Consider the following 23421-nt stretch of genomic DNA (forward strand, 5'->3'; position numbering starts at 1 on the left):
ACGAGTTCGAAAACTGGTGTGACAGATGGGATCACCCGAGTGCGTTGGAGCCACACTGGTCACTCTCGTACCGTATGGCGGGGTTCCGGGTCCGTAGGATTCGGTCGTTCGACCGACACCGGGGCAGAACGACATCTCGGACATGGCATTGCCCGGCGCCGGGAGCGAAGCGAGCGGGTCGAATGGACACCGGCGCCGGGAGCGAAGCGAGCGGGCCGAATAGACACCGGCGCCGGGAGCGAAGCGAGCGGGCCTCGATCGATGGAGTCGCAGCGCCGGACAAGGCAAGATCGGACTGGTGTCAGACGTGCAGTTGATCGAGGTGGGCCCGCGGGACGGGTTGCAGAACGAGCAGACCCTGCTCTCCGTCGAGGAGAAGATCGAGTTCATAGCCCGGGCCGTCGACGCCGGCGTGCGCCGGATCGAGGCGGTGAGTTTCGTGAACCCCAAACGCGTACCGCAGATGGCCGGCGCCGAGGAGGTCATGGCCGGGGTGCCCCGCGTGGACGGTGTCTCCTATATCGGTCTCGTCCTGAATCGTCGTGGTCTCGACCGCGCTCTCGCCTCCGCGGTCGACGAGGTGAACGCGGTCGTCGTGGCCACCGAGGCGTTCAGCCACCGTAATCAGGGCTGCAGCGTCGAGGACACCATTTCGGCGGCCGTCGATGTGGTGCGCGACGCGCGCGCGGCCGGCCTCGCGACGACGGTGACCATCGCGGTCGCGTTCGGCTGCCCGTTCACGGGCGAGGTCGACCCTCGCCGGATCTCCGACATCGTGGCGCGGTTGACCGATCAGGCCGCCCCGGACGAGATCGCTCTCGCCGACACGATCGGCGTCGGGGTTCCGGCGCAGGTCCGCGATCTCGCCGCCCGCACGGCGGAGCGTGCGCCCGGTATTCCACAGCGCTGGCATTTCCACAACACGCGGAACACCGGTTACGCGAATGCTCTCACCGCGCTCGATTCGGGGGCCGGCGCCATCGACGCCAGTGTCGGCGGATTCGGTGGGTGTCCGTTCGCTCCCGCGGCGACCGGCAACATCGCGTCCGAGGATCTCGTCTACGCACTCGATCGGTCCGAGGTCAGCACGGGTGTCGACATGCAGGGGCTGATCGACGCCGCCGCGTGGCTGGGCCGGGCCCTCGACAAGAATGTCCCCGCACTCCTCGGACGTGCCGGAGCATTTCCGGCCGTCCGCGGAGACGGGGACATCTGAGCGGGACCCCATCGGTGCGAACGCACCGGTGGGAAACCCTTCGCCGACTATCCGGTGGTGTGGACGATCAGCACGTCGCACGCCGACTTGCGGGCCACATCGGCGGGGACCGATCCGAGGAGCCGCCCGGCGATCGAATTCAGGCCGCGATTGCCCACGACGAGAAGATCGGCCTTGACGTCGCTCACCAACTGCAGGAGCGCGTCGACCGGAGCACCCTTGACCGGGCGCTGCACCACGTTCGACGCACCGGCCTTGGTGGCCCGTTCCTTCGCGGTTCGCAGGATCTCCTCGGTCGGCGTCGATCCGGTGACCTGGTACGCCTCGTCTTTCAGGACATCCGCGGCGTCGCCGGCTCCGCGCTCGTTCGGGAAGTACGCGCACGCGATCACCAACTGAGCGTCGCCCGCGAGTGCACCCGCACGCTCCACAGCCTTCATCGACGACTCGGAGCCGTCCGTTCCGACGACGACGGTTTCGTAAGAGCTCATCCCAACCTCTCGACATGAATTCGCCTCGCTGCCCATCAGCGAGGCGTCATCGCGTGTACCCACAATGCAGGGGTCCTGCACGGGGACATTAGTGTGCCACGGGCACGTCTGTCCCCCGTTCGTGGTGATCGGCACATCGTGAACCCGACGCTGCCACCCCGAACAGACGTCACTTGATCCCGGCCGCGTCCATCCCTCGCATCTCCTTCTTCAGGTCGGCGATCTCGTCGCGGAGTCGTCCGGCGAGTTCGAACTGCAGATCCCGAGCGGCACTCATCATCTGGTCGGTGAGTTGGGACACGAGGTCGGCGAGCTCGGCGCGGGGCATCATCGACACGTCACGCTTCTCGATGACCCCCGAACTACCGGCCTTCGACACCTCACCCTGTGCGCGGCGTCCGCGGCTGGAGTTGCGTCCGGAACCGCCGACCGCCACGGCCTCGTCCTCGGCTTCCTTGTAGACCTGGTCCAGGATGTCGGCGATCTTCTTGCGCAGCGGCTTCGGATCGATGCCGTTCGCCTTGTTGTACGCGATCTGCTTCTCGCGACGCCGCTCGGTCTCGTCGATGGCGTTGCGCATCGAATCGGTGATCTTGTCCGCATACATGTGGACCTCGCCGGACACGTTGCGGGCCGCGCGACCGATCGTCTGGATGAGCGACGTGGTGCTCCGCAGGAAGCCCTCCTTGTCGGCGTCGAGAATCGCGACGAGCGAGACCTCGGGCAGGTCGAGACCCTCGCGGAGCAGGTTGATGCCGACCAGAACGTCGTAATCACCGGACCGCAGCTGGCGGAGCAGTTCGACACGACGCAGGGTGTCGACCTCCGAGTGCAGGTACCGGACGCGGATACCGAGTTCGAGCAGGTAATCGGTGAGATCCTCGGCCATCTTCTTGGTCAGGGTGGTCACCAGGACGCGCTCGTCGCGATCGGTTCGCTCACGGATTTCATGGACCAGATCGTCGATCTGGCCCTTGGTGGGTTTCACCACGACCTGCGGGTCCACGAGTCCCGTCGGACGGATCACCTGTTCGACGAACTCGCCGTTGGACTGGCCCAGTTCGTACGGCCCGGGAGTCGCGGACAGATAGACGGTCTGTCCGATGCGGTCGACGAACTCGTCCCATGTGAGCGGTCGGTTGTCGACCGCCGAAGGCAACCGGAATCCGTACTCGACGAGGTTGCGCTTGCGCGACATGTCGCCCTCGTACATGCCGCCGATCTGGGGCACCGTCACGTGCGACTCGTCGATGACGAGGAGGAAGTCGTCCGGGAAGTAGTCGATGAGCGTGGCCGGCGCGCTCCCCGCGGCTCGCCCGTCGATGTGGCGCGAGTAGTTCTCGATGCCCGAGCAGAACCCGACCTGACGCATCATCTCCAGGTCATAGGTGGTGCGCATGCGCAGACGCTGGGCCTCCAGCAGCTTGCCCTTGCCCTCCAGCTCGGCGAGTCGCTCCTCGAGCTCGCGCTCGATGCTCGCCATCGCCTTCTCCATGCGCTCGGGCCCGGCGACGTAATGGGTGGCCGGGAAGATGCGCAGCGAGTCGACCTGGCGCACGACGTCACCGGTCAGCGGATGCAGGAAGTACAGCGACTCGACCTCGTCGCCGAAGAACTCGATGCGCACAGCCAGTTCCTCGTAGGACGGGATGATCTCGACCGTGTCCCCGCGTACCCGGAAGCTGCCGCGGGTGAACGACATGTCGTTGCGCGTGTACTGGACGTCGACGAGCAGACGCAGCAGGGCGTCGCGATCGATCTCCTGACCGACCTCGATCTCGACGGACCGGTCGAGATAGGACTGCGGCGTACCGAGGCCGTAGATGCAGGACACCGAGGCGACGACGACCACGTCGCGTCGCGACAGCAGGCTCGACGTCGCCGAGTGACGTAGGCGCTCGACGTCGTCGTTGATCGACGAGTCCTTCTCGATGTAGGTGTCGGTCTGCGCGATGTACGCCTCTGGTTGGTAGTAGTCGTAGTACGAGACGAAGTACTCGACGGCGTTGTTGGGCAGCATCTCGCGCAGTTCGTTCGCGAGCTGCGCCGCGAGCGTCTTGTTCGGCGCCATCACGAGCGTCGGGCGCTGGACCTGCTCGATGAGCCAGGCCGTGGTCGCCGACTTTCCGGTGCCGGTCGCGCCGAGGAGGACGATGTCCTTCTCCCCGGCCTTGATCCGGCGGGTGAGGTCTTCGATGGCGGCGGGCTGGTCGCCGGCCGGTTCGTACTCGCTGACGACCTGCAGGCGGGCATCGGTCCGCTCGATCTCGCCGACCGGCCGGAACTCCGAGTGCGCGATGACGGGGCGTTCTGCTGCAAAAGCCATAGTGCCAGGGTAAACGCGACCTATGACAGCGATGTTCCCGCGGACCGGCGTCCGACGAGCGCGGCGACGAGCACGACCGCCGAGCACAGCGGGATCGGCTGGCCGACGACGACGAACACTCCGACGTCGGCGAGGAGCGCGACGGGCGCCGCGACCCGGACCACCGGGCCCGGAACCGGCGCCTTGCCGCGGGTCCGGCGCGGCACGCGCGACCACGGTTTCGCGATCGACAGCCAGCCCTGGAACGCGATCAACGTGGCCATCAGGACCGTCGACGCGAGCAGGCCGGCCGACGCGACTTCGCGGGCGCGCGCCGCCGAGTCGAGAGCTGGTGAGAGCACCGCGATCCCGACGACGAGCTGGCTCACCGTGATCGCGAACTTCACGAGGACCCACCAGTGGAGGAAGAAGCCCCACGGCGTCGTGGCGGACAACAGGAATCCCGACATCGCGGACACATTGGCCGAGACCACCAGGACCGTGGTGTCGAGGACGTGCGCGGCGACCGCGCCCCCGTCCCCGGGATTCAGCATCAGAACCGCCATCGCGAGCGCCTGGCTCATCCAACAGACGGACGAGAGCACGTGTATCCACAGCAGCACGTGCCGTGCGCGCTTGACGGTCGGCCGCGCTGTGATTCGTTCGCGGGCCACAGCACGGCCCCGTTCGGCGACGAAAGTCCTCATGTTCCGACCATCCCGCGGACCGGCGGTCGGACGCATCGGTGAGAACTCGGGCTTTCACCCTGAGATCGTCGGTGAGGCTGGCTAGATTCAAAGCATGACGAGCGATGGCGGGCGCACCGCCGACCCCGGGTCAGCACCGCACCCGCTACACCCGCCCAAACGCGAGGTCTTCGACGTCCCGGCGATGACGAACACCGACAACAAGGGATTCGTCCGGGAGGTCGAGGAGTATCGCGTCACCGACTTCGGGCTGTACATGTCGCGCCACGCTCCCGGGCACCCCAGATTCGACCACCTGGAGTCATGGCTGCTACCCGCTTTGGGGTTGCGCGCCAACATCTTCCACTACCAAGGCGGCTACCGCGAAGGGCAGCGCCTGTACCTGGATGTCGGCCGGTTCGCCGGCCCCGACGACGACGGCCGGTGGCATGCCGAGGACTGGTACCTCGATCTCGTCGACGTGCCGGGCACCCCTCCCCTGCTGCTCGACACCGACGAGCTGCTCGAGGCCCACCGTGAGGGACTTCTCGACACCGCGCAGTGCGTCGAAGCCGTCGAGATCGCCACGCGTGCACTAGTCGGCGCGGCGGAACACGGCAACGACATACAGGCCTGGCTCGACGCCGCGGCGGGTGGTGCGGTGGCCTTTCGCGACCACGACCACCGCCGCCACGGCGAGGCCCGGTAGATCAGTACGTCGGCAGCACGAAGCAGGATCCGTTTCGGATGAAGTCCGGGAGCTGGACGCCGGTGCCCACCGTGACCGCCCTCGACTTCTCGACTCCGTCGAGGGTCGCCTTCAGCAGGTAGCGGCCCGGGGTCGACGGTCGCCAGTTGGGCCGGATCTCGACACTCGTGGGCTTCTGGTCGTAGATCGTGACCGTGCGCCCGGCGCCCACCAGCGTGACCTTCAGGTTCGACTTCGCCGAACGCGGATCGCTGACGAGTACCGACAGTGTGTAGGAACATCCCGCGCCGTACACTCCGTAGTTGAACGAGCCGTTGGCCGACGAGCCGTAACCCGGAAGAGTGTCCACCGCGATGCCCTGCAACGCCGCCTCCGCCGGCGCGGCCAGCGCCACGCTTGCGCACGCAACTGCACCGAAAGTTATTGCGCCACTGGCAATCCGCGCGCGACTCCGACTTCCCCGACCGACCATGCTGTGCTCCACTCCTGGGCTTCGTCCTCAGCGACCACCCCCACCGCGGGGGCGTGCGACTCACAAGTTAGCAGCGGACGGGGCAGCATGTGCCGATTTTGGTAACGTTTGTAGTCAGTTTTTGGGCCAACCGCCGGTCAGCGTGTGACGACCCGCACCGTGGCCGGCCGCCCCGGGTCACAGGACCCGTACTGATCCGGTCCGGCCGGTGCGAATCCACCGTCGGCGAGACGATCCGCCAAGCCCTCCGCGGCGCCGGCGTCACGTGCGGTCACCCGCAACTCGACCGTCGCCGGGTTGACGATGTCGACCGCGGTGGCCAGTTCGCCGGCGAGCGCCCACAATCGGTTCACCAGACGCGCGGACGGACCATTGGGATTCGGTTCTGCTGCCACGAGTCCGGGCACCGACTCGGCGACGCGACGCTCGCGGACGTTCAACTCGAGCGGCACGAGGCGCTCGTCCCAGACCCGGGCGGCCGATGCCGCCAGTTCCTCGGGGGCGCCCGAGTTGTCCAGCCATACGTCGGCCACGGCACGACGCTGCTCGTCGGTCGCCTGTGCGGCGATGCGGGCACGGGCATCGGCCTCGGCGACACCCCGCATGGTCGTCAGCCGGTGCAACCGCACGTCGGCCTCGGCGAACACGATCACGACCAGATGGAAGAACGGCGCCGTGTGGTTCTCGACCAGCAGCGGGATGTCCTGCACCACAATTGCGTCGGCCGGTGCGGCGTCGAGCATGGCCTGTGTCCGCGCCCCGATGAGCGGGTGGGTGATGCCGTTGAGCGTCAGCCGCGACTCGTCGTCGACGAAGGCCTTCGCCGCGAGAGCCGGACGATCGAGATTCCCGTCGGCGGCCAGGATGTCCGGACCGAACGCCTCGACGAGCGCAGCCAGACCCTCGGATCCCGGCTCGACCACCTCCCGGGCGACCTTGTCCGCGTCGATGATGTACGCGCCCCGCTCGACGAACGTCTTTGCCACAGTCGATTTGCCGGCCCCGATGCCACCGGTCAGCCCAAGCCTGATCACGCCCACCAGTGTGACAAATTCCGTCTGCGACACGTAGGAAGGGCCCCGCCGAACACGAGAGACCCCGTCTCGCGCGATGACCCTCAGCGGGTCACGACGTCGAGACGAGGTCTCCTCGGGTTGATGGATCAGCCGGTGACGGCCGCCAGTTCGATGGTCTCGTGCGGCAGGTCCGCCTCGCCGACCTTCTCGTTCTTGTTCAGATCGACGGCGACGATCTTCTTGGCCGCCGGGTCGCTGACGTAGGCGATGCCCTCCTGCACCACGACGTTCGGCATCGGGGACTGCCACTCGTCGGGTTCGGTCCACGCGCCGATGGCGGGGATCGTGGCGGTCTTGGCCGCCGTGTCGGCGTCGAAGACGTGTAGGGCACCGTCGGTTCCCAGGATCACGGCGGACCCGCCGGGACCGCGCTCGATGGACCGGAAGCTGTAGGAGGTGCCGAGGTCGACGAGCCGGAGCTGACCGGTGCGGGTGTCGGTGAGCGAGAACCGGGTCGGCCGTTCGAGTTCGGCGTCCGGATCGGACTTGTAGTCGCCGAGGATGATCGGAGACTCCTCGCTGCCGGCCTGGTTGCCGATGCGGCCGTACTCGTCGGGGCTCTCGACCTTGCGGATGTCGTTCCCGTTCACGATGAGCAGTCCGTCCTCGCAACCGAAAGCGAGGACTCCGTCGGCGCCGGCGGCCTCACCGTGCACGCCCGGGCACTGGTCGTTGCGCACGATCTCCTTGCGCTCGGGGTCGAGAATTGCAATCCCGCTGCGCGAGTCCTCGTTTCCGACGGTGACGACGACCGTGCCGTCCTCACGGAACACCGCGACCCCGTGGTGCGGCTCGGGAAGTGTGAACGAGGTCGACGCCGGGTTCCCGCGCAGGAGCTCGGCGGGCTCGACGATGTCGACCTGGCCCGTGCCGTCGGTGAACAGGGCGATCCGGGAGTCGTGTGGCACAACGTGTCCCGGCTCTTCACCGCCGAACGTCATGTCGGTGAGGGCCGGTGTCGTCGTGTAGTAGTGACCATGGTCGCCGTGTTGACGCGTCCAGGTACCCATGTCGAGAACCCGGAACCCGTCCGACTCCGAGACGAACACGTTGCGGCCGTTGTCGGCGCTGTTGAGCCGGATGAAGCCGTCGATCGGGAGGTCGGCGACCTGTTCCAACGACTCTGCGTCGAGGACCAGGATGCCGCCGTCGTAGCTGAGCGCGAGGCGCGGCGTGGCGCTCTGCTGCTCGACGGCCGCGGCCGAGCTGGAGGCGGGCGCGGATTCGCTCGAATCCTCGCTCCCGCAGGCGACGAGCGCGAACGACGCGGCGGTGAGAAACGCGAGAGAGCGGGTCAGTTTTGTCCGTTGTGCAAACACCCGAACAGTGAACATGGATATGAAAATCATTGTCAACAACGCATGGGATGGTGGTGGCCCGCAACAGCCGCTCCTCACGAACACCCCGGCATCAGGACAGCAACGGCCGCAACCCGTCGAGCACGCGGGCGAGTCCGAATTCGAAGGCGTCGTCGGGGGCGCCGGGCGCCTGATGGATCTCTCCGACCGCACTGCCGACCCGATCCGACAGGGGGTACGCACCATCGGGGATGACCGCCGCGAGTTCAGGACCGACGATCTCCCACCATCGCGCGTCGCTCATCCCGGACTCCTCGGCGGCCGTCCGCTCCCCGACCGCCTCGCGGGCGTTGCCGGCCACGAAGGCACCGAGCAGTGCGATGATGTGGTCTCGCTGCACATCCGAGATGTCGGTCGACTCGAGCAATTCGAGCTGCCGCTCGTACCGGGCCAGACGGTGCGGGCCCAGCACCTGGCGCCACGGCGAGGCCGCCAGCAGCCATGGGTGGTCGAGACACTCGGCACGCAGTGCGCGCGCGACTTCCGCCAGGGACTCGACGACGGTCGGCGCCGGCCCGGGCATCGGAGTCCGTGCCGTCACGTGATCGATCATGAGCGCCACCAGCACATCACGCGTCGGCACATAGGTGTACAGACTCATCGGCCCGACGCCCAGTTCGGCGGCCAGGGCGCGCATCGAGACCGCAGCGAGCCCGCGCTCGTCCGCGAGGTCGATCGCCGCCGTCACGATGTCGTCGACCGATACCCGCTGCCGCGGCCCCCGCCGCGGGCCGACGTCTCCGGCCTCGGCTCGCCAGAGCAGTCGGACCAGCGTGCGTGCATCATCTGAGGTCGACACTATGACGCCTTTCCCGTACGGTGTACCGAGTAACAACTCCGTACACCGTACCAAGAGGAGTGTCCGCTGCCCACTCAGGCCACGTATCTGCCGGACCTGCATCAGTTCGCGCTCTGGTCTTCCCACCAGTCCGACGCCGGGAACCTATCGGACAGCTGCCGCCTCGCGGTCCCTGACGGCCGCGACCTCGTCGTTCGCGACGTCCGATGCGAACTCGTCGACCCCCCGGCGCTCCTGGCCGCGTGCGACCAGGGTGATCCGAGCCGAGTCGCGGAGTCGGTCGAAGCGTGGCGACGCACACTCGCCGGCGACTCCGCGACACCGCTGCCGCTCGCCGCACACGCCGAGATCGATCCCACCGGGACGGCGATGACGACTGCGGACTTCGCCCGTACAGCGCTGCTGGAGTGTCTCGCCGCCGAGGACATACTGCGAGACACTGTGCGAGCCCATCTGCGGCCGTATCAGATTCGCGGTGTCGCCTGGCTGGCCCGGACCGCGGAGGTCACCGGCGGTGCCGTGCTGGCCGACGAGATGGGACTGGGCAAGACCGTCCAGGCGATCGGACTGCTGACGCTTCGGGCGAACGAGGGACCACAGCTGGTCGTCTGCCCGACCAGCCTCGTGACCAATTGGAGTCACGAGGTGGCCCGCTTCGCGCCCGATCTGAACGTGTACACCGGCCCCCTCGAGCATGCGCCGGACGGGCCCGCTTCGATCACCGTGATCTCCTACGCGAGATTGCGACTGAGCATCGCCGATGTCCGTCGATTCGACTGGGCCACAGCCGTGTTCGACGAGGCGCAGGCCCTGAAGAACCCGCGCACCCAGGTGTCGCGCGCGGCGCGCACCGTCGGCGCCCGGGCTCACGTCGCGTTGACCGGCACTCCCATCGAGAACAGTCTCGACGACCTCTGGGCGATTCTCCGGGTCGTCGCGCCCGCACTGTTTCCTCACCGGGCGGTGTTCCGGCGGCGCTTCACCAAAGCCGTCGACGACGGCGACGCCGGCGCGCTGCGACGACTTCGGGTGGCGGTCGCGCCGGTGATGTTGGCGCGCACCAAGTCCCGCGTGGCGTCGGCGCTGCCGCCGAAGATCGCCAATCCGGTGCTCGTCGATCTGACCGACGAACAGGCGCAGCTCTACGACGCTCACCTCGCGCGCGTGGAAGACACCGGCTTCGGCGACGGATTCGAACGACACGGACGGATTCTCGCCACACTCACCCGGCTCAAGCAGATCTGCAACCATCCCGGCCTCGTCACCGGCGACACCCGGGTGCTCGCGGGACGCTCGGGCAAGCTCGACGTGTGCACAGAGATCCTCGGTGACAACCTGCGTACCGGCTCCCCCACGCTCGTCTTCACCCAGTACCGGGAAACCGGTGAACTGCTCGTCCGGCACTTCGCCGAACAACTGGCGGTCGACGCACCGTTCTTCCACGGCGGTCTCTCGGCGAGCCGTCGCGACGAACTCGTCGCCGCCTTCCAGTCGGGCGATGGCCCCGGGCTGATGGTCATGAGCCTCAAAGCCGGCGGCGTCGGACTCACCCTCACGCGCGCCTGCGACGTCATCCACTTCGACCGCTGGTGGAACCCGGCGGTCGAGGCCCAGGCGTCCGACCGCGTGCACCGAATCGGCCAGGAACGTCCCGTCACGATCACCACCCTCACCTCGGCCACATCCCTCGAAGAGCACATCGATCGCCTGCACCGGCGCAAGTCCGCGCTCGGCGCGCACGCGGACGACACGTCCGCTCTCACCGAGCTGACCGGCCTCGACGACGAGCGGTTGATGGACATCCTGCGGCGTCACCGGGAGGCGCGATGACCAGCACTCCTGCCGAATTCGGGTTCACCCGCTGGGGCGCCGAGATCGTCCGGCTCGCCGAGCCGATCTCGGCGCGTGGCCCCAACGCCTCGGCGCCACGAGCCCGCAGTGTCGCCCGCAACGGCGGCGTCACGCTCACCGTCGACGGACGTTCGGTCAGCGGTCTGGTGCAGCGTGGCGGCGAGGCGTCGATGGCACACCTCGAGTTCGATGCCATGTCCCCGGCCACCGCGACGACGCTGCGGGAGGTGCTCGGCGAGTCCACCGAACCGACCGACGACATGCATCGTCGCCTCATCGAAGCGGCGTCGTGGTCGTCACCGGTTCTCGAGGTCGCCGACTGCTCCTGCCGCGCCCGCGGCGACCGGTGCCTGCACATCCTCGCCACGCTTTACGCCCTCGCCGCGGCCGTCGATCGAGAGCCCTCGCTGGCCCTCCGCCTACGCGACTTCGAGGCACGGCTCAGCGGAGTTGCCGGTGGCGCGGAACACCCGGATGGACCACCGAGCCGGATGCCGCTGCGGTGGGCGGCTCTGACGACCTTCGACGCCCGCGATTATTGGAGTGCGGGGCGTCGGACCGGGCCGCCCGACTGACCGCCGAGTGTGAGAACGAGAGAAGCCCTCCCGGTTTTCCCGGGAGGGCTTCTTCATGGTGCTCGGTGAGCGAGGCGTGTCAGGCGTTGCCCGACAGCTTCTCACGCAGTGCGGCGAGCTGCTCGTCGCTGGCCAGCGAACCGCCGGCCGACGATCCGCCGGTCGAGCTGCTGCTCGACGACGATCCGCCGCGGCTCTCCGACGCCGACGAGTAGTCGGTCGGGGCGTTGGCGGCCTCTGCGGCAGCAGCGGCGAACTTCTCCATCTGGGCGGTGTGCATCTTGTGGCGACGCTCGGCCTCGGCGTACCGGGCCTCCCATGCCTCACGCTGCTTCTCGAAGCCTTCGAGCCACTCGTTGGTCTCGGCGTCGAAGCCCTCGGGGAAGATGTAGTTGCCCTGCTCGTCGTAGCTGTCGGCCATGCCGTACTTCGAGGGGTCGAACTCCTCGGTGTAGTCCTCGTTGGCCTGCTTCAGGCTCAGCGAGATCCGACGACGCTCCAGGTCGATGTCGATGACCTTGACCATCGCGTCGTCACCGACGGCGACGACCTGATCCGGCACCTCGACGTGGCGCTCGGCCAGCTCGGAGATGTGGACCAGACCCTCGATGCCCTCGTCGACCCGGACGAACGCACCGAACGGCACCAGCTTGGTGACCTTGCCCGGCACGATCTGGCCGATGGCGTGGGTGCGGGCGAACTGGCGCCAGGGATCTTCCTGAGTTGCCTTGAGCGACAGCGACACACGCTCGCGGTCCAGATCGACGTCGAGGACCTCGACGGTGACCTCGTCGCCGACGGCGACGACCTCGGACGGGTGATCGATGTGCTTCCAGGACAGCTCCGAGACGTGAACCAGACCGTCGACGCCGCCGAGATCGACGAACGCACCGAAGTTGACGATCGAGGACACGACGCCCTTGCGGACCTGGCCCTTCTGCAGCTGGTGCAGGAACTCGCTGCGGACCTCGGACTGGGTCTGCTCGAGCCATGCGCGACGCGACAGGACCACGTTGTTGCGGTTCTTGTCGAGTTCGATGATCTTGGCCTCGATCTCCTTGCCGATGTACGGCTGCAGATCGCGGACGCGGCGCATCTCCACGAGCGATGCCGGGAGGAAGCCGCGCAGGCCGATGTCCAGGATCAGGCCGCCCTTGACGACCTCGATGACGGTGCCCTTGACGGCCTCGTCCTTCTCCTTGAGCTCCTCGATGGTGCCCCAAGCCCGCTCGTACTGCGCACGCTTCTTGGAGAGGATCAGACGGCCTTCTTTGTCCTCCTTGGTGAGGACCAGGGCTTCGACCTCGTCACCGACGTTGACGACCTCATTGGGGTCGACGTCGTGCTTGATCGACAGTTCGCGAGAAGGGATGACGCCTTCGGTCTTGTAACCGATGTCGAGCAGAACCTCGTCCCGATCGACCTTGACGATGGTGCCTTCCACGATGTCGCCATCGTTGAAGTACTTGATCGTGGAGTCGATGGCGGCGAGAAAGTCCTCGGCAGTGCCGATGTCATTGACGGCTACTTGCGGCGAGGTGATCGTGGGGGACGACATATGTTGAGTTGCTCCGGACAGGTGTGTAGTAGGTACGATTCTGCAAAGCTCTGTTGATCGACACCACCTGGACCGGCCTGTCACCGGTCAGGGCAGGTGCGAACCGCGCGTCATCGGGCACACGCGCGTGTAGAAGCCTACTCCAGCGGCATTGTGCTGGGCAAATGGCTCGTCGCACGAGGCCGCCAGGACGTGCGGCCCGGCGGAAAATGAGACGATCCCCACGTGGCGCACTCACTCGAACTCCTCCTCGACGACTCGTCCGACCAGCAGGTTCGGGCCGAATGGGACGCCCTCGCCGCAGCCGGACTCCCCCATCAGGGTCGCGTCGCGTCGCCGACGAATCGGCCACACGTGACGCTGGTGGCCGCGTCCCGGATCGACGGGAACGCCGATGCGGCACTGGCCGCGGTCGCCATGCGTCTGCCGGTGGGCATGCGGCTCGGCGCTCCGATCGTCTTCGGCGGTGGCCGACGATCCACGCTCGCGCGGCTCGTGGTGCCGTCGAGCGAACTACTGTCGGTCCACGCCCAGGTCTCGCGGCTGTCCGCCGAGTTCGTCGACCCCGAGCCGGCCGACACGGCGACAGCCTCGACCGATGGTCGCCGAATGCCGTTCGCGCACACCACTCCCGGGCAGTGGACCCCGCACGTCACCCTCGCGCGGCGGATGGACGCCGAACAGCTCGTCCGCGCCTTCGACATCCTCGACATACGCGCCGAGATCGTCGGCGAGTTCACCGCACTGCGACGCTGGGACCCAGATGCGGGAACCGACGTCGTGCTCGCGGGGCGGGCCTGCTGATCGCGCTGCGGAGTCAGACGGAGGAGCCGCCGTTCCCCCGTCGGCCCGGCAACGCGCCGAGTAGCCGACGAAGCCGGGAGTCCGGACGGAACCGCGGGCAGGACCGCTCGCCGCAGAGCGCGCAATCCGTACCCGTCCGGTAGTGCTCGTGAGCCGATCGGTCGTGACCGCATCGGCAAGTCTGGTCGCCCACGGCGCTCAGGTTACCCAAGCAGGGTCTTCGGACCCGGGGTCGTCGAAGGTTGTGACCCACGTCGTCGCCACGGCGACGAGCGCGTCCCACCGGCACCGGGTGAAGAACTCCGAGATCACGATGAGAGTGACTTGAGAGCCCACGGCCCGATGATCTGGGCATGACCGAAACACTGAGATCCTCCACCGACCGACCAGCACCGAGCGCCGACGAGTTCGCCGAACGACTCTTCGGTTCGACGCTCGCCACCGCCGAGACCATGAGCGTGTACCTCGGCGAGCGCCTCGGGTGGTACCGATGCCTGGCCGAATCGGGACCCCTCACCGCCGACGGGTTGGCCGAACGAACCGACACCAACGCACGCTATGCCCGGGAATGGCTGGAGATGCAGAGCGCCTTCGGCATTCTCGACGCGGACCTGACCACCCGGCCGCACACCTTCGCGATCTCGCCGGGCGTCGCCGAGGTACTCACCGACACCACCAGCCTGTCGTACCTCGGCGCCCTCCCCCGCATGTTCGCAGCGTCGGCACGCCATCTGCCGGAGTTGCTCGATGCCTACCGGAACGGTGGGGGCGTGAGCTGGGAAACCCTGGGCGCCGACGCGCGAGAGTGCCAGGCCGATCTCAACCGGCCCTGGTTCGACGCACGCCTCGCGCCCGCGCTGGCGGGTGTCGAAGCCCTGCACGAGCGGTTGTCCCGGCCCGGGGCGCGGATCGCCGACGTCGGGTTCGGAGCGGGCCACTCGACCATCGCACTCGCGCGGGCCTACCCGGAGGCCACCTTCATCGGGCTCGACGTCGACGAGGCGTCGGTACGGATGGCCCGTGCGCATGCCGAGGCGGCGGGTGTCACCGACCGCGTGACGTTCCTCGTCGCCGACGGCGACGAGGCCGCGGCGCACGGCCCGTTCGACGCCGCCTTCGCGTTCGAGTGCCTACACGACATGCCGCGGCCGGTCGAGGTCCTCGCCGCGGTCCGGCGCGCACTGGCGCCCGGAGCTTCGCTGATCGTCATGGACGAAGCCGTATCCGACGAGTTCGACGGTCCCGCAGACGATCTCGACAAGATCATGTACGGGTTCTCGTTGCTGGTGTGTCTGCCGGACTCGATGAGTTCACCACCGTCCGCGGCCACCGGCACGGTGTTCCGACCGTCGACGCTGCGTCGGTACGCGCACGACGCGGGTTACGCGGGCGTGACGGTCCTACCCATCGAGGACTTCAGCTTCTTCCGCTTCTACGAGCTGACGACCTGACCCCGCCGGTGCGCGCCCGGCCCGCAACGAGGTGACGGCGACGTCGACGACATCGGACGGAGCCGTGGCGGCACCGGTCGCGACGAGATCGTCCGTCACCGCCTCGCCCAGCGCGGCTCGGATTCGATTCTCGACGGAACCAAGTCGCCCGACGTCGTTCCCGAACGGATCGGACCCGGCCACCTCGTGTGCTCGCCGGGTGGCACCGAGGATCAGAGCGGCCTGTTCGCACCGCCCGAGATCGACCAGGACGTCGATCACCGAGCGCAGGGTCACCCACTGATTCGTCCAGTTTCCCGCTTGCCGAAAATGCTCGAGCACCTCCACGTACGACCGGGCGGCGGCGTCGGTTGCGCCGGAACGGGCCTCGATCGACGCCCGCGACGCCATCGCCACCCCGAGCAGATACCGGTCACCGTGCCGGCGCGCGGACTCGATGGCACCCTCGAGGAGTTGCCGCGCCCGCCCGGGATCGGCGTCGAGCAGACACTCGCCGGACACGTAGCGACACCAGGCCGCGACAACGTCTTCACCCGCTGTGGCACAGGCGATCTCGAGGGACCGCGCAGCCGGGTACGCGTCCTCGCCGCGGTAGGCGCGGATGAGCAGTGCACTGATGTCGGCCATGTGCGCCGCCCCCGGCATCCCGGCCGCCAGTGCGAGTTCGCGGAACGTCCGCGCGTCGTCGAGCGCAGTGTCGAGATCCCCCTGAAACAGGCCGATGTCCACGAGCATCATGTGGAGGTAGACGCGGACCGACGGGTCTGGGCCGGCGTCGAGGCCCCGGCGCGTGCACCGCCGCGCGGTCGGCAGGTCGCCATCGAAGCGGGCACCGCCGGCCGACACCGCCCACACCGCGGACCCGAGCGACGAGTCGTCGTGACGGTCGATGAGCATCCGCGCCCATGCGGTGACCTCCGGACTCATGGTCAGTTCGAGGAAGGGGATCGACCCCTGCAGGATCGTGTCGGCGAGAGCGGGATCGTGAACACTCGCATGGTCGATCGCCTGCCGCACGTCATCGAGCCGTTCATCGATCAGGCGCGCGGCGTCGAGGTGTCCGCGACCGTAGACCTCGCACCCCAACGGACCGAGCCAATCCGCGACCCACGCGGTGTGCGCACACCGCGCACCGTCGAGGGCGTCCCGACTCGCCAGTGCATCGATACCGAAGGCACGCAACGTCTCCAAGAGGAGGTAGCCCCCCGGATCGACCGACACCATGCACGCGTCGACCAGTTCGGCCATCGCATCGGCCACGTCTTCGCGGTCCAGCACTCCCGTCGCCGCGGCCAGGAACTCCGCATCGTCGAGTCCGAACCGGGAGGGGAAGATGCTGAGGACGTCGAACAGACCACGCGCCGAGTCGCTCAGCAGTCCATAGGACCAGTCGACGAGTGCGTGCAGGCTCCGGTGCCGGGGCGCGATCCCGCGCGGACCGCGCAGGACCCGGAAACGCCAGTGCAGTCGGTCGACGAGCACTGCCGGCGGTATCGCGCGCGCCTTCGTCGCCGCGAGCTCGACGCCGAGCGGCAGGCCGTCGAGCCGTCGGCAGATCTCCGCGATCGCCGGCGCCGTTGCTTCGTTCAGCTCGAAGCGTGGATCGCGTGCCCGGGCACGGACACAGAACAGCCGGACGGCATCCGACGACTCGATGGCGGCGGGCGCCGCATCCACGTCCGGCACCGGAAGTGGATCAAGGGAGATGATCTGTTCGGCGGCAATTCCCAGCGGCACCCGCGAGGTCGCGAGCACCGTGACATCTGGGCACCGATCCTGCAGCGCGACAACGAGTTCGACCGCTGCCTCGAGGACGTGCTCACAATTGTCGAGCACGAGCAGTCCGCGTCGACCGGTCAGCGCGCCGGTGAGTGCGTCCAGGGCCGCGACATCGCGACGCATCGACAGGCCCGTCGCCGAAGCCACCAGGTGCACCACCGCGTCGCGGCTCGCGACCGCTGCCAGTTCGGCGAACCAGACGGGACGGTCACTCGCCGACCGGACATGGTGCCGGACAAGCGCCGTCTTGCCGACACCACCGGGGCCGAGGACCGTGAAGACCCCGCGTCCCCGCACGGTTGCCGTCAGGCCCGTCAGGTCGGCATCCCGGCCTATCAGCTGGCCCGAATCATGGCTCGCCGCGCCGATTTCGGTATGTGGTACCGCGCCTGTTCCGGCCGGCCGCCGATCCCCGCGGACGCGGCGCGGCGGCGGGGCCCCGTCGAGGATGCGGGCATGCAGTTCGCGGACCGACGGGGCCGGGTCCGTGCCGAGGTCCTCCGCGAGGCGTCGATGCAACCGTTGGTAGGCATCGAGCGCCTCGGCCGCGCGATCCGTCCGCCACAACGCCGCCATGACCCTGAGGTGGAGCCCCTCGCGATAGGGATGATCATCGGCGAAGGGCAGCAACCGGACATAGGCGTCTTCCGGACGGCCGAGGGTGACCAGGGCATCGGCAGCTGTCTCCGCGGCCAGGACACGCCGTTCGAGGAGCGCCCCGACCTCCGGCTGCGCCCAGGCACAGTCGGCGAACTCGCCGTATGGCGTTCCATGCCACAGACTCTCGGCCTGGTCGAGCAGATCGACAGCCAGCTGGGGCTCCACATCCACGACGGCGACGGCCCGTGCCACGGTGTCGTCGAAGAGCAGTGCGTCGACATCGGTCCGATCGACGAGGAGCGTGTACCCGGGCGCGGTCGTGACGACTCGCAGACGGCCGTCGACCTGACGTCGCCGCAAGGTGGTTCGTAGTCGGAAGACGAGGTTGTGCAGGGCCGACTCCGGGGTGGCCGGCGGCGCGTCGGCCCACAGGATGTCGGTCAGCCAGTCCACATCGGCCACCGCATTCGCGCGCAATGCCAGGGCGGCGAGCAGACAGCGGAGGCGAGGGGTGCCGAACTGCGGTCGGGACACACCCGCGTCATCCGGTGTGTCCACCGGACCCAGCAGAGTGAGACAGACCATGGCCTTATCATCGCAGGATGTCCCCCAACCAGGCGGAATCCGAACAAACCACATCGAACGGCCCGGGGTCGAGCCGTCCCCCGAGGATCCTCGGCGAGGTCGACTCCGCGACCAGTGACCGTGCCAGCCGGTGGTGGTGGGATCACGACGCGGAGAACTATCACGTCGAGCACGGCGACTTCCTCGGTGCCCATGCCGCGGGCGGAGATTTCGTGTGGTGTCCGGAGGGTCTACGCGAGGCCGATGTTCGGCTCCTGGGGGACATCGAGGACCAGGACATCCTCGAGATCGGCTGCGGTTCGGCGCCCTGCGCCCGATGGCTGGCCGCGCACGGCGCGCGCGCAGTCGGCGTCGACCTGTCGCGGCGGATGCTGGGCATCGGACTCGACGCGATGGCGGCGGAAGGCGTGCGTGTCCCGCTCGTCCAGGCGACCGCCGAGACCCTGCCCTTCGCGTCCGCGTCGTTCGACGCCGCGTGTTCGGCCTTCGGCGCTGTACCGTTCGTCGCCGACTCGGCCGGCGTGATGAGCGAGGTCGCACGGGTCCTGAAACCCGGGGGGCGTTGGGTTTTCGCCGTCAACCACCCGATGCGCTGGATGTTCCTCGACGATCCCGGGCCGGAGGGCCTGACCGTACGGATCCCCTATTTCAACCGCACGCCGTACACCGAGACCGATGCCGACGGAACGTTGACCTACGTCGAGCACCACCGCACCATCGGTGACCGTGTTCGCGAACTCCGGGCCGCCGGGTTCGTTCTCGACGACATCATCGAACCCGAGTGGCCGGACGGTTTCGACCGCACCTGGGGGCAATGGAGCCCGTTGCGCGGCAGCTACTTCCCGGGAACAGCCATCTTCTGCAGCCACAAGCCCGACTAGCGGCGCTCACAGCAGCTTCGACAAGAACTCCCGGGTGCGCTGTTCTCTCGGATCGGCGAGGACCTGACGAGGGTTCCCCTTCTCCACGACGACGCCGCCGTCCATGAACACGAGCTGGTCGGCGACCTCCCGGGCAAAACCCATCTCGTGCGTGACGACCAGCATGGTCATGCCCGACGCAGCCAGCTCACGCATCACCTTCAGTACATCGCCGACGAGTTCGGGGTCGAGCGCCGAGGTGGGTTCGTCGAACAACATGAGTTTGGGGTCCATCGCGAGCGCACGCGCGATGGCGACACGCTGCTGCTGGCCACCCGACAGCTGGGCCGGATAGGCGTCGGCCCGGTCGGACAGGCCGACCCGGTCCAGCAGGTAGCGGGCTTTGTCGACCGCCTCCGAACGCGACTGACGCTTCACCTGCATCGGCGCCTCGATCACGTTCTCGAGGGCCGTGCGGTGCGGGAACAGATTGAAATGCTGGAACACCATGCCGATGTCGCGTCGCTGGGTCGCCGCGTCCTTGGCACTCATCTCGTGGAGCTTGCCGTTGCGTTCCCGGTAGCCGATCAGATCACCGTCGACGTAGAGCCGGCCGGCGTTGACGACTTCGAGGTGGTTCACACAGCGGAGAAACGTGGACTTCCCCGATCCCGACGGACCGATGAGACACAGCACCTCGCCGCGCGCCACCTCCAGCGAGATCCCCTTGAGGACCTGGACCGAACCGAAGCTCTTGCAGACCCGGTCGGCCACCACCATCGGCGGCGGCGATCCGCCGGCGGCCGGTGCGGCCGTGTCTTCTGCGGGACTCATGCCTTCTCTCCCCCTGCCGGCCCGGCGGCGCCGCCGGGCGCCGTGGCCGCGCCGTCGGCCATCGTCTTGAGTTGCCGCGCCGTGAGCTGCCGGGTCGCGCCCTTCGCGTAGTAGCGCTCCACGTAGTACTGGCCCACCATCAGGACACTGGTGATGACGAGGTACCACGTGGACGCGACGAGAAGCAGCGGGATCGGCTCGAAGATCACGCCCGAGATGTCCCGCTGTCGTCCGTAGAGGTCGAGGGTGAGCGGCACCGCCGCCACCAGGCTCGTGGTCTTGAGCATGCTGATCAGCTCGTTGCCGGTGGGCGGGATGATCACCCGCATGGCCTGGGGCAGCACCGTTCGTCGCATGGTCTGCGCCCACGACATACCCAGTGCCACCGACGCCTCGGTCTGCCCCTCACCGAAACGGCGCTCGATGAAGAGATGTCAGAGCATCTCGGGTACGACAAGCACGACCAACGTGGTCGCGGGAGTGGCAACTCGCGCAACGGGTCTCGATCGAAGACCGTGCTGACCGATGCGTGTGGGCAGGTCGAGATCGATGTCCCCCGGGACCGGGCAGGCACCTTCGATCCGCAGATCGTGAAGAAGCGCCAACGCCGCTTGACTGATGTGGATGAGGTGGTGCTGTCGCTGTATGCCCGAGGGCTCACCACCGGTGAAATCAGCGCCCATTTCGCCGACATCTACGGTGCTGCGGTCTCCAAAGACACGATCAGCCGGATCACCGACCGGGTGCTCGAAGAGATGGCCACCTGGCATGCCCGTCCGCTCGAACGCGTCTACGCCGCGGTGTTCATCGACGCCATCCATGTCAAAATCCGCGATGGGCAGGTAGGGCCCCGGCCGATCTACGCCGCGATCGGGGTGGATCTGGCCGGGCATCGTGACGTGCTCGGGATGTGGGCAGGTGAAGGCGATGGTGAGTCGGCAAAGTACTGGCTGGCGGTGCTTACCGAGCTGAAGAACCGGGGTGTAGCCGACATCTTCTTCCTCGTCTGCGACGGGCTAAAAGGCCTGCCGCAATCGGTCGGGGCGGTCTTTCCCGACACGGTGGTGCAGACGTGTGTCATCCATCTGATCCGGGGCACATTCCGCTATGCCGGCCGCCAGCACCGCGATGCTATCGCCAAGGCGATCAAACCGATCTACACCGCCCCCACCGCTGCAGCCGCGGCCGAGGCGCTGGATGCGTTCGACGCCGAGTGGGGGCACCGGTACCCGGCAGCTATCCGGTTGTGGCGCAACGCATGGCAAGAATTCATACCGTTCCTCGACTACGACATCGAGGTCCGTAAGGTGATCTGCTCGACGAATGCGATCGAGTCACTCAACGCCCGCTACCGGCGCGCAGTGCGGGCTCGTGGGCATTTCCCGAACGAGCAATCGGCGCTAAAGTGCCTGTACCTGGTGACCCGGTCGCTCGACCCGACCGGCACCGGACAGAAACGATGGACAATGCGGTGGAAACCAGCACTCAACGCATTCGCCATCACCTTCGCCGACCGCATGCCGGCCAGCGAAGACAACTAACCGAAAACGCCACTTACACCGTTAATCTGATACTCCCCTTGCGGAGGCTGCGTCACCACCTGCTCCCTGAGGAGCGGCCGGAGCTTGCGGAGGCTGCGTCACGAAGGGTCCTGGTGAGACGGGTTGCGGGACCCTTCGTGGCTCGTCGCTTGCGCTCCTCGCACCTCAGTATCTGCGGCCTGGCGGCCGTCGTGGGGGTCGAAGAGTTCGTGCTGGTCACCGGCGCGTGGGGGGTTGATAGTGGAGGGGTGGGATGCGGTGACCTTGAATTCCTCCCTTGTGCCGAAGAGCCAGTACCTCAGTGTGAGGCGCGGGGCCTGCCACGGGAATCGTGGATTGTTGCTACGAGCACGCGGATTAGACTCCTGCATTTGTTTGCCCCGTCCGCAGCCCACTTCCGAGGACTCGAAAGGAAACCGAGATGGAAGTGCTGCATCCCCGATGCGCCGGGATGGATGTCTCCAAAAAGGATGTGAAAGTCTGTGTCCGCCTGGCTAGTCCGGGCCGAAAGACCGTGCAAGATACCACGACCTGGTCGTCGATGAGCGGCGACATTCTGCGGCTGCGGGACTATCTGATCGCCGAGCAGGTGACGTGTGTGGTCATGGAAGCCACCGGCGACTACTGGAAACCGTTCTACTACCTCCTCGAAGACGCCCCGTTCGAGGTGATGCTGGTCAACGCCCACGACGCCAAGAACCTCCCGGGCCGCAAAACCGATGTGTCGGATGCGGCGTGGCTGGCGCAGCTGGCCGCCCACGGGCTGTTGCGTGCCTCGTTCGTGCCGCCCGAACCGATCCGACGGTTACGCGATCTGACCCGCACCCGCACCGCGATCACCCGCGAACGCGGCCGCGAGATTCAACGGTTGGAGAAAGTCCTCGAAGACGCCGGCATCAAACTGTCGGTGGTGGTCTCCGATATCAACGGGGTCTCGTCACGATTCATGTTGCAGGCGCTGGTCAAGGGTGAACGCGATCCCGCCGTGTTGGCGGAGTTGTCGGTGAAACAACTCCGCCGCAAAATCCCCGCGTTGACCCAGGCGTTGCAGGGCCGCTTCACCGACCACCACGCGTTCCTGGTCGAGTTGCATCTGGATTTCATCACCGAACACACCACCCGGATCGACGCGTTGACCGAGCGCATCGAGAAGGTGATGGCGCCGTTTCAAGCCAAACGCGACCTGATCTGCACGATCCCGGGTATCTCCACCACCACCGCCGATGTGATCATCGCCGAGACCGGCGGCCAGATGGCCCAGTTCCCCACACCAGGCCATTTGGCCTCGTGGGCGGGAGTCTGCCCCGGCCAGCACCAATCCGCCGGACGGGTCAAAAACGTCAAAACCCGCCCCGGTAACCGTCACCTCAAAGGTGCTCTCGGTGCTACAGCGTTATCGATCGCCAGCCACAAAGGCACGTTCCTCAACGCCAAGTACCGGCGCCTGGTCCGCTCTCGCGGCAAACCCAAAGCGATCGTCGCCCTCGAGCACACCCTGCTCACCGTGGTCTGGATCATGCTCACCGACAACGTCGTCTACGACGAACCCGGCCCCGACTACCACCAGCAACGCCACCCCGAACGCACCAAGAACCGCGCCATTTACGACCTACACAAACTCGGATACGACGTCACCATCACACCCCACGGAGCGGCCTGAGCAGCCACCTCACCTAACTCTTCGGATTAGGGAGCAACGGGGGCGTCGCTTGCGCTCCTCGCACCTCAGGGAGCAACGGGGGCGTCACTTGCGCTCCTCGCACCTCAGGGAGCAACGGGGGTCGTCACTTGCGCTCCTCGCACCTCAGGGAGCAACGGGGGTCGTCACTTGCGCTCCTCGCACCTCCGGGAGCAACGAGGTGCCTACATTC

General features: G+C 67.3%; 18 protein-coding genes and 2 pseudogenes. 9 read left to right on the top strand and 11 right to left on the bottom strand.

The window, feature by feature from the left end; genetic code table 11:
• Positions 1–298 precede the first annotated feature (298 nt).
• Positions 299–1216 carry a hydroxymethylglutaryl-CoA lyase gene (locus GR168_RS13735; RefSeq protein WP_065632418.1) on the top strand — a complete coding sequence of 306 codons (918 nt, stop codon included), beginning with the start codon at positions 299–301 and terminating at the stop codon, positions 1214–1216.
• A 47-nt stretch (positions 1217–1263) separates the two neighbouring features.
• On the opposite strand, the gene GR168_RS13740 is transcribed toward GR168_RS13735, so the two are convergent.
• From GR168_RS13740 to GR168_RS13750, 3 genes are all read right to left on the bottom strand, one after another.
• Entirely contained in the window at positions 1264–1707 is a 444-nt protein-coding gene (locus tag GR168_RS13740) for a universal stress protein (RefSeq protein WP_058251858.1), read from the bottom strand.
• A 169-nt stretch (positions 1708–1876) separates the two neighbouring features.
• On the bottom strand, positions 1877–4033 hold the full coding sequence (gene uvrB, locus GR168_RS13745; protein WP_058251857.1) for an excinuclease ABC subunit UvrB: 2157 nt from the start codon (positions 4031–4033) through the stop codon (positions 1877–1879).
• Positions 4034–4053: 20 nt separating this feature from the next.
• Entirely contained in the window at positions 4054–4719 is a 666-nt protein-coding gene (locus tag GR168_RS13750; protein ID WP_137810694.1) for a hypothetical protein, read from the bottom strand.
• 94 nt (positions 4720–4813) lie between these two features.
• On the opposite strand from GR168_RS13750, the gene GR168_RS13755 reads away from it, so the two are divergent.
• A complete protein-coding gene (locus tag GR168_RS13755) occupies positions 4814–5407 on the top strand; it encodes a DUF402 domain-containing protein (RefSeq protein ID WP_137810693.1) in 594 nt (197 codons plus the stop codon).
• Position 5408: 1 nt separating this feature from the next.
• On the opposite strand, the gene GR168_RS13760 is transcribed toward GR168_RS13755, so the two are convergent.
• From GR168_RS13760 to GR168_RS13775, 4 genes are all read right to left on the bottom strand, one after another.
• Entirely contained in the window at positions 5409–5879 is a 471-nt protein-coding gene (locus tag GR168_RS13760) for a hypothetical protein (protein ID WP_137810692.1), read from the bottom strand.
• Between the two features lie 137 nt (positions 5880–6016).
• The gene (gene coaE, locus GR168_RS13765; RefSeq protein WP_137810691.1) at positions 6017–6913 is read right to left on the bottom strand and encodes a dephospho-CoA kinase; all 897 of its coding nucleotides are present in this window, start codon (positions 6911–6913) and stop codon (positions 6017–6019) included.
• A gap of 128 nt (positions 6914–7041) precedes the next feature.
• Positions 7042–8274, bottom strand: a complete 1233-nt coding sequence (gene aztD, locus GR168_RS13770; protein WP_068972475.1) for a zinc metallochaperone AztD — start codon at positions 8272–8274, stop codon at positions 7042–7044.
• Positions 8275–8365: 91 nt separating this feature from the next.
• Positions 8366–9112 (bottom strand): TetR/AcrR family transcriptional regulator, encoded by a 747-nt coding sequence (locus GR168_RS13775; protein WP_171011684.1) that lies wholly within the window; start codon positions 9110–9112, stop codon positions 8366–8368.
• Positions 9113–9481: 369 nt separating this feature from the next.
• Here GR168_RS13775 and GR168_RS13780 point away from each other — a divergent pair, with 369 nt between their 5' ends.
• Together GR168_RS13780 and GR168_RS13785 are read left to right on the top strand one after the other, a co-directional pair.
• Entirely contained in the window at positions 9482–10942 is a 1461-nt protein-coding gene (locus GR168_RS13780; RefSeq protein WP_343212998.1) for a DEAD/DEAH box helicase, read from the top strand.
• Entirely contained in the window at positions 10939–11538 is a 600-nt protein-coding gene (locus GR168_RS13785) for an SWIM zinc finger family protein (protein WP_137810689.1), read from the top strand. The genes GR168_RS13780 and GR168_RS13785 overlap by 4 nt, the downstream gene beginning before the upstream one ends.
• A 79-nt stretch (positions 11539–11617) precedes the next feature.
• Here GR168_RS13785 and rpsA read toward each other — a convergent pair whose 3' ends face one another.
• Complete coding sequence (rpsA, locus tag GR168_RS13790) at positions 11618–13096, bottom strand: 30S ribosomal protein S1 (RefSeq protein WP_058251851.1); 1479 nt, start codon at positions 13094–13096, stop codon at positions 11618–11620.
• 225 nt (positions 13097–13321) lie between these two features.
• On the opposite strand from rpsA, the gene GR168_RS13795 reads away from it, so the two are divergent.
• Both GR168_RS13795 and GR168_RS13800 read left to right on the top strand, forming a co-directional pair.
• Positions 13322–13900, top strand: a complete 579-nt coding sequence (locus tag GR168_RS13795) for a 2'-5' RNA ligase family protein (protein ID WP_137810688.1) — start codon at positions 13322–13324, stop codon at positions 13898–13900.
• A 353-nt stretch (positions 13901–14253) separates the two neighbouring features.
• Entirely contained in the window at positions 14254–15351 is a 1098-nt protein-coding gene (locus tag GR168_RS13800; protein ID WP_065632389.1) for a class I SAM-dependent methyltransferase, read from the top strand.
• Here GR168_RS13800 and GR168_RS13805 read toward each other — a convergent pair.
• Complete coding sequence (locus GR168_RS13805) at positions 15301–18315, bottom strand: BTAD domain-containing putative transcriptional regulator (RefSeq protein WP_238994901.1); 3015 nt, start codon at positions 18313–18315, stop codon at positions 15301–15303. The two genes, GR168_RS13800 and GR168_RS13805, sit on opposite strands and share 51 nt — an antisense overlap.
• 17 nt (positions 18316–18332) lie before the next feature.
• Between GR168_RS13805 and GR168_RS13810 the strand changes: the two genes are divergently transcribed.
• Complete coding sequence (locus tag GR168_RS13810; protein ID WP_068971358.1) at positions 18333–19196, top strand: class I SAM-dependent methyltransferase; 864 nt, start codon at positions 18333–18335, stop codon at positions 19194–19196.
• A gap of 6 nt (positions 19197–19202) precedes the next feature.
• Here the strand turns inward: GR168_RS13810 and GR168_RS13815 are convergent, their stop codons facing one another.
• Entirely contained in the window at positions 19203–20009 is an 807-nt protein-coding gene (locus tag GR168_RS13815; RefSeq protein ID WP_272498183.1) for an amino acid ABC transporter ATP-binding protein, read from the bottom strand.
• Positions 20006–20419 (bottom strand): annotated as a pseudogene (locus GR168_RS13820) (ABC transporter permease subunit); the annotation flags it as partial. The gene GR168_RS13815 and the pseudogene GR168_RS13820, both read right to left, overlap by 4 nt.
• Here GR168_RS13820 and GR168_RS13825 point away from each other — a divergent pair.
• A pseudogene (locus tag GR168_RS13825) lies at positions 20414–21550 on the top strand (IS256 family transposase); the annotation flags it as partial. The pseudogenes GR168_RS13820 and GR168_RS13825 sit on opposite strands and share 6 nt — an antisense overlap.
• A gap of 421 nt (positions 21551–21971) precedes the next feature.
• Positions 21972–23210: an IS110 family transposase gene (locus tag GR168_RS13830; protein ID WP_137808541.1), complete on the top strand. Its 1239-nt coding sequence runs from the start codon at positions 21972–21974 to the stop codon at positions 23208–23210.
• The last annotated feature ends 211 nt before the right edge of the window (positions 23211–23421 follow it).

Source organism: Gordonia sp. JH63, assembly GCF_009856645.1.
GTDB lineage: Bacteria > Actinomycetota > Actinomycetes > Mycobacteriales > Mycobacteriaceae > Gordonia > Gordonia hongkongensis.

What these genes read in the sequence shown, in the direction of transcription:
- GR168_RS13755 (WP_137810693.1), top strand. Translation starts at nt 4,814, where the DNA reads ATGACGAGCGATGGCGGGCGCACCGCCGACCCCGGGTCAGCACCGCAC.
- GR168_RS13785 (WP_137810689.1), top strand. Translation starts at nt 10,939, where the DNA reads ATGACCAGCACTCCTGCCGAATTCGGGTTCACCCGCTGGGGCGCCGAG.
- GR168_RS13740 (WP_058251858.1), bottom strand. Translation starts at nt 1,707, where the DNA reads ATGAGCTCTTACGAAACCGTCGTCGTCGGAACGGACGGCTCCGAGTCG.
- GR168_RS13830 (WP_137808541.1), top strand. Translation starts at nt 21,972, where the DNA reads ATGGAAGTGCTGCATCCCCGATGCGCCGGGATGGATGTCTCCAAAAAG.
- GR168_RS13780 (WP_343212998.1), top strand. Translation starts at nt 9,482, where the DNA reads ATGACGACTGCGGACTTCGCCCGTACAGCGCTGCTGGAGTGTCTCGCC.
- GR168_RS13805 (WP_238994901.1), bottom strand. Translation starts at nt 18,315, where the DNA reads ATGGTCTGTCTCACTCTGCTGGGTCCGGTGGACACACCGGATGACGCG.
- uvrB (WP_058251857.1), bottom strand. Translation starts at nt 4,033, where the DNA reads ATGGCTTTTGCAGCAGAACGCCCCGTCATCGCGCACTCGGAGTTCCGG.
- GR168_RS13760 (WP_137810692.1), bottom strand. Translation starts at nt 5,879, where the DNA reads ATGGTCGGTCGGGGAAGTCGGAGTCGCGCGCGGATTGCCAGTGGCGCA.
- rpsA (WP_058251851.1), bottom strand. Translation starts at nt 13,096, where the DNA reads ATGTCGTCCCCCACGATCACCTCGCCGCAAGTAGCCGTCAATGACATC.
- GR168_RS13800 (WP_065632389.1), top strand. Translation starts at nt 14,254, where the DNA reads ATGACCGAAACACTGAGATCCTCCACCGACCGACCAGCACCGAGCGCC.
- GR168_RS13750 (WP_137810694.1), bottom strand. Translation starts at nt 4,719, where the DNA reads ATGAGGACTTTCGTCGCCGAACGGGGCCGTGCTGTGGCCCGCGAACGA.
- GR168_RS13815 (WP_272498183.1), bottom strand. Translation starts at nt 20,009, where the DNA reads ATGAGTCCCGCAGAAGACACGGCCGCACCGGCCGCCGGCGGATCGCCG.
- GR168_RS13810 (WP_068971358.1), top strand. Translation starts at nt 18,333, where the DNA reads ATGTCCCCCAACCAGGCGGAATCCGAACAAACCACATCGAACGGCCCG.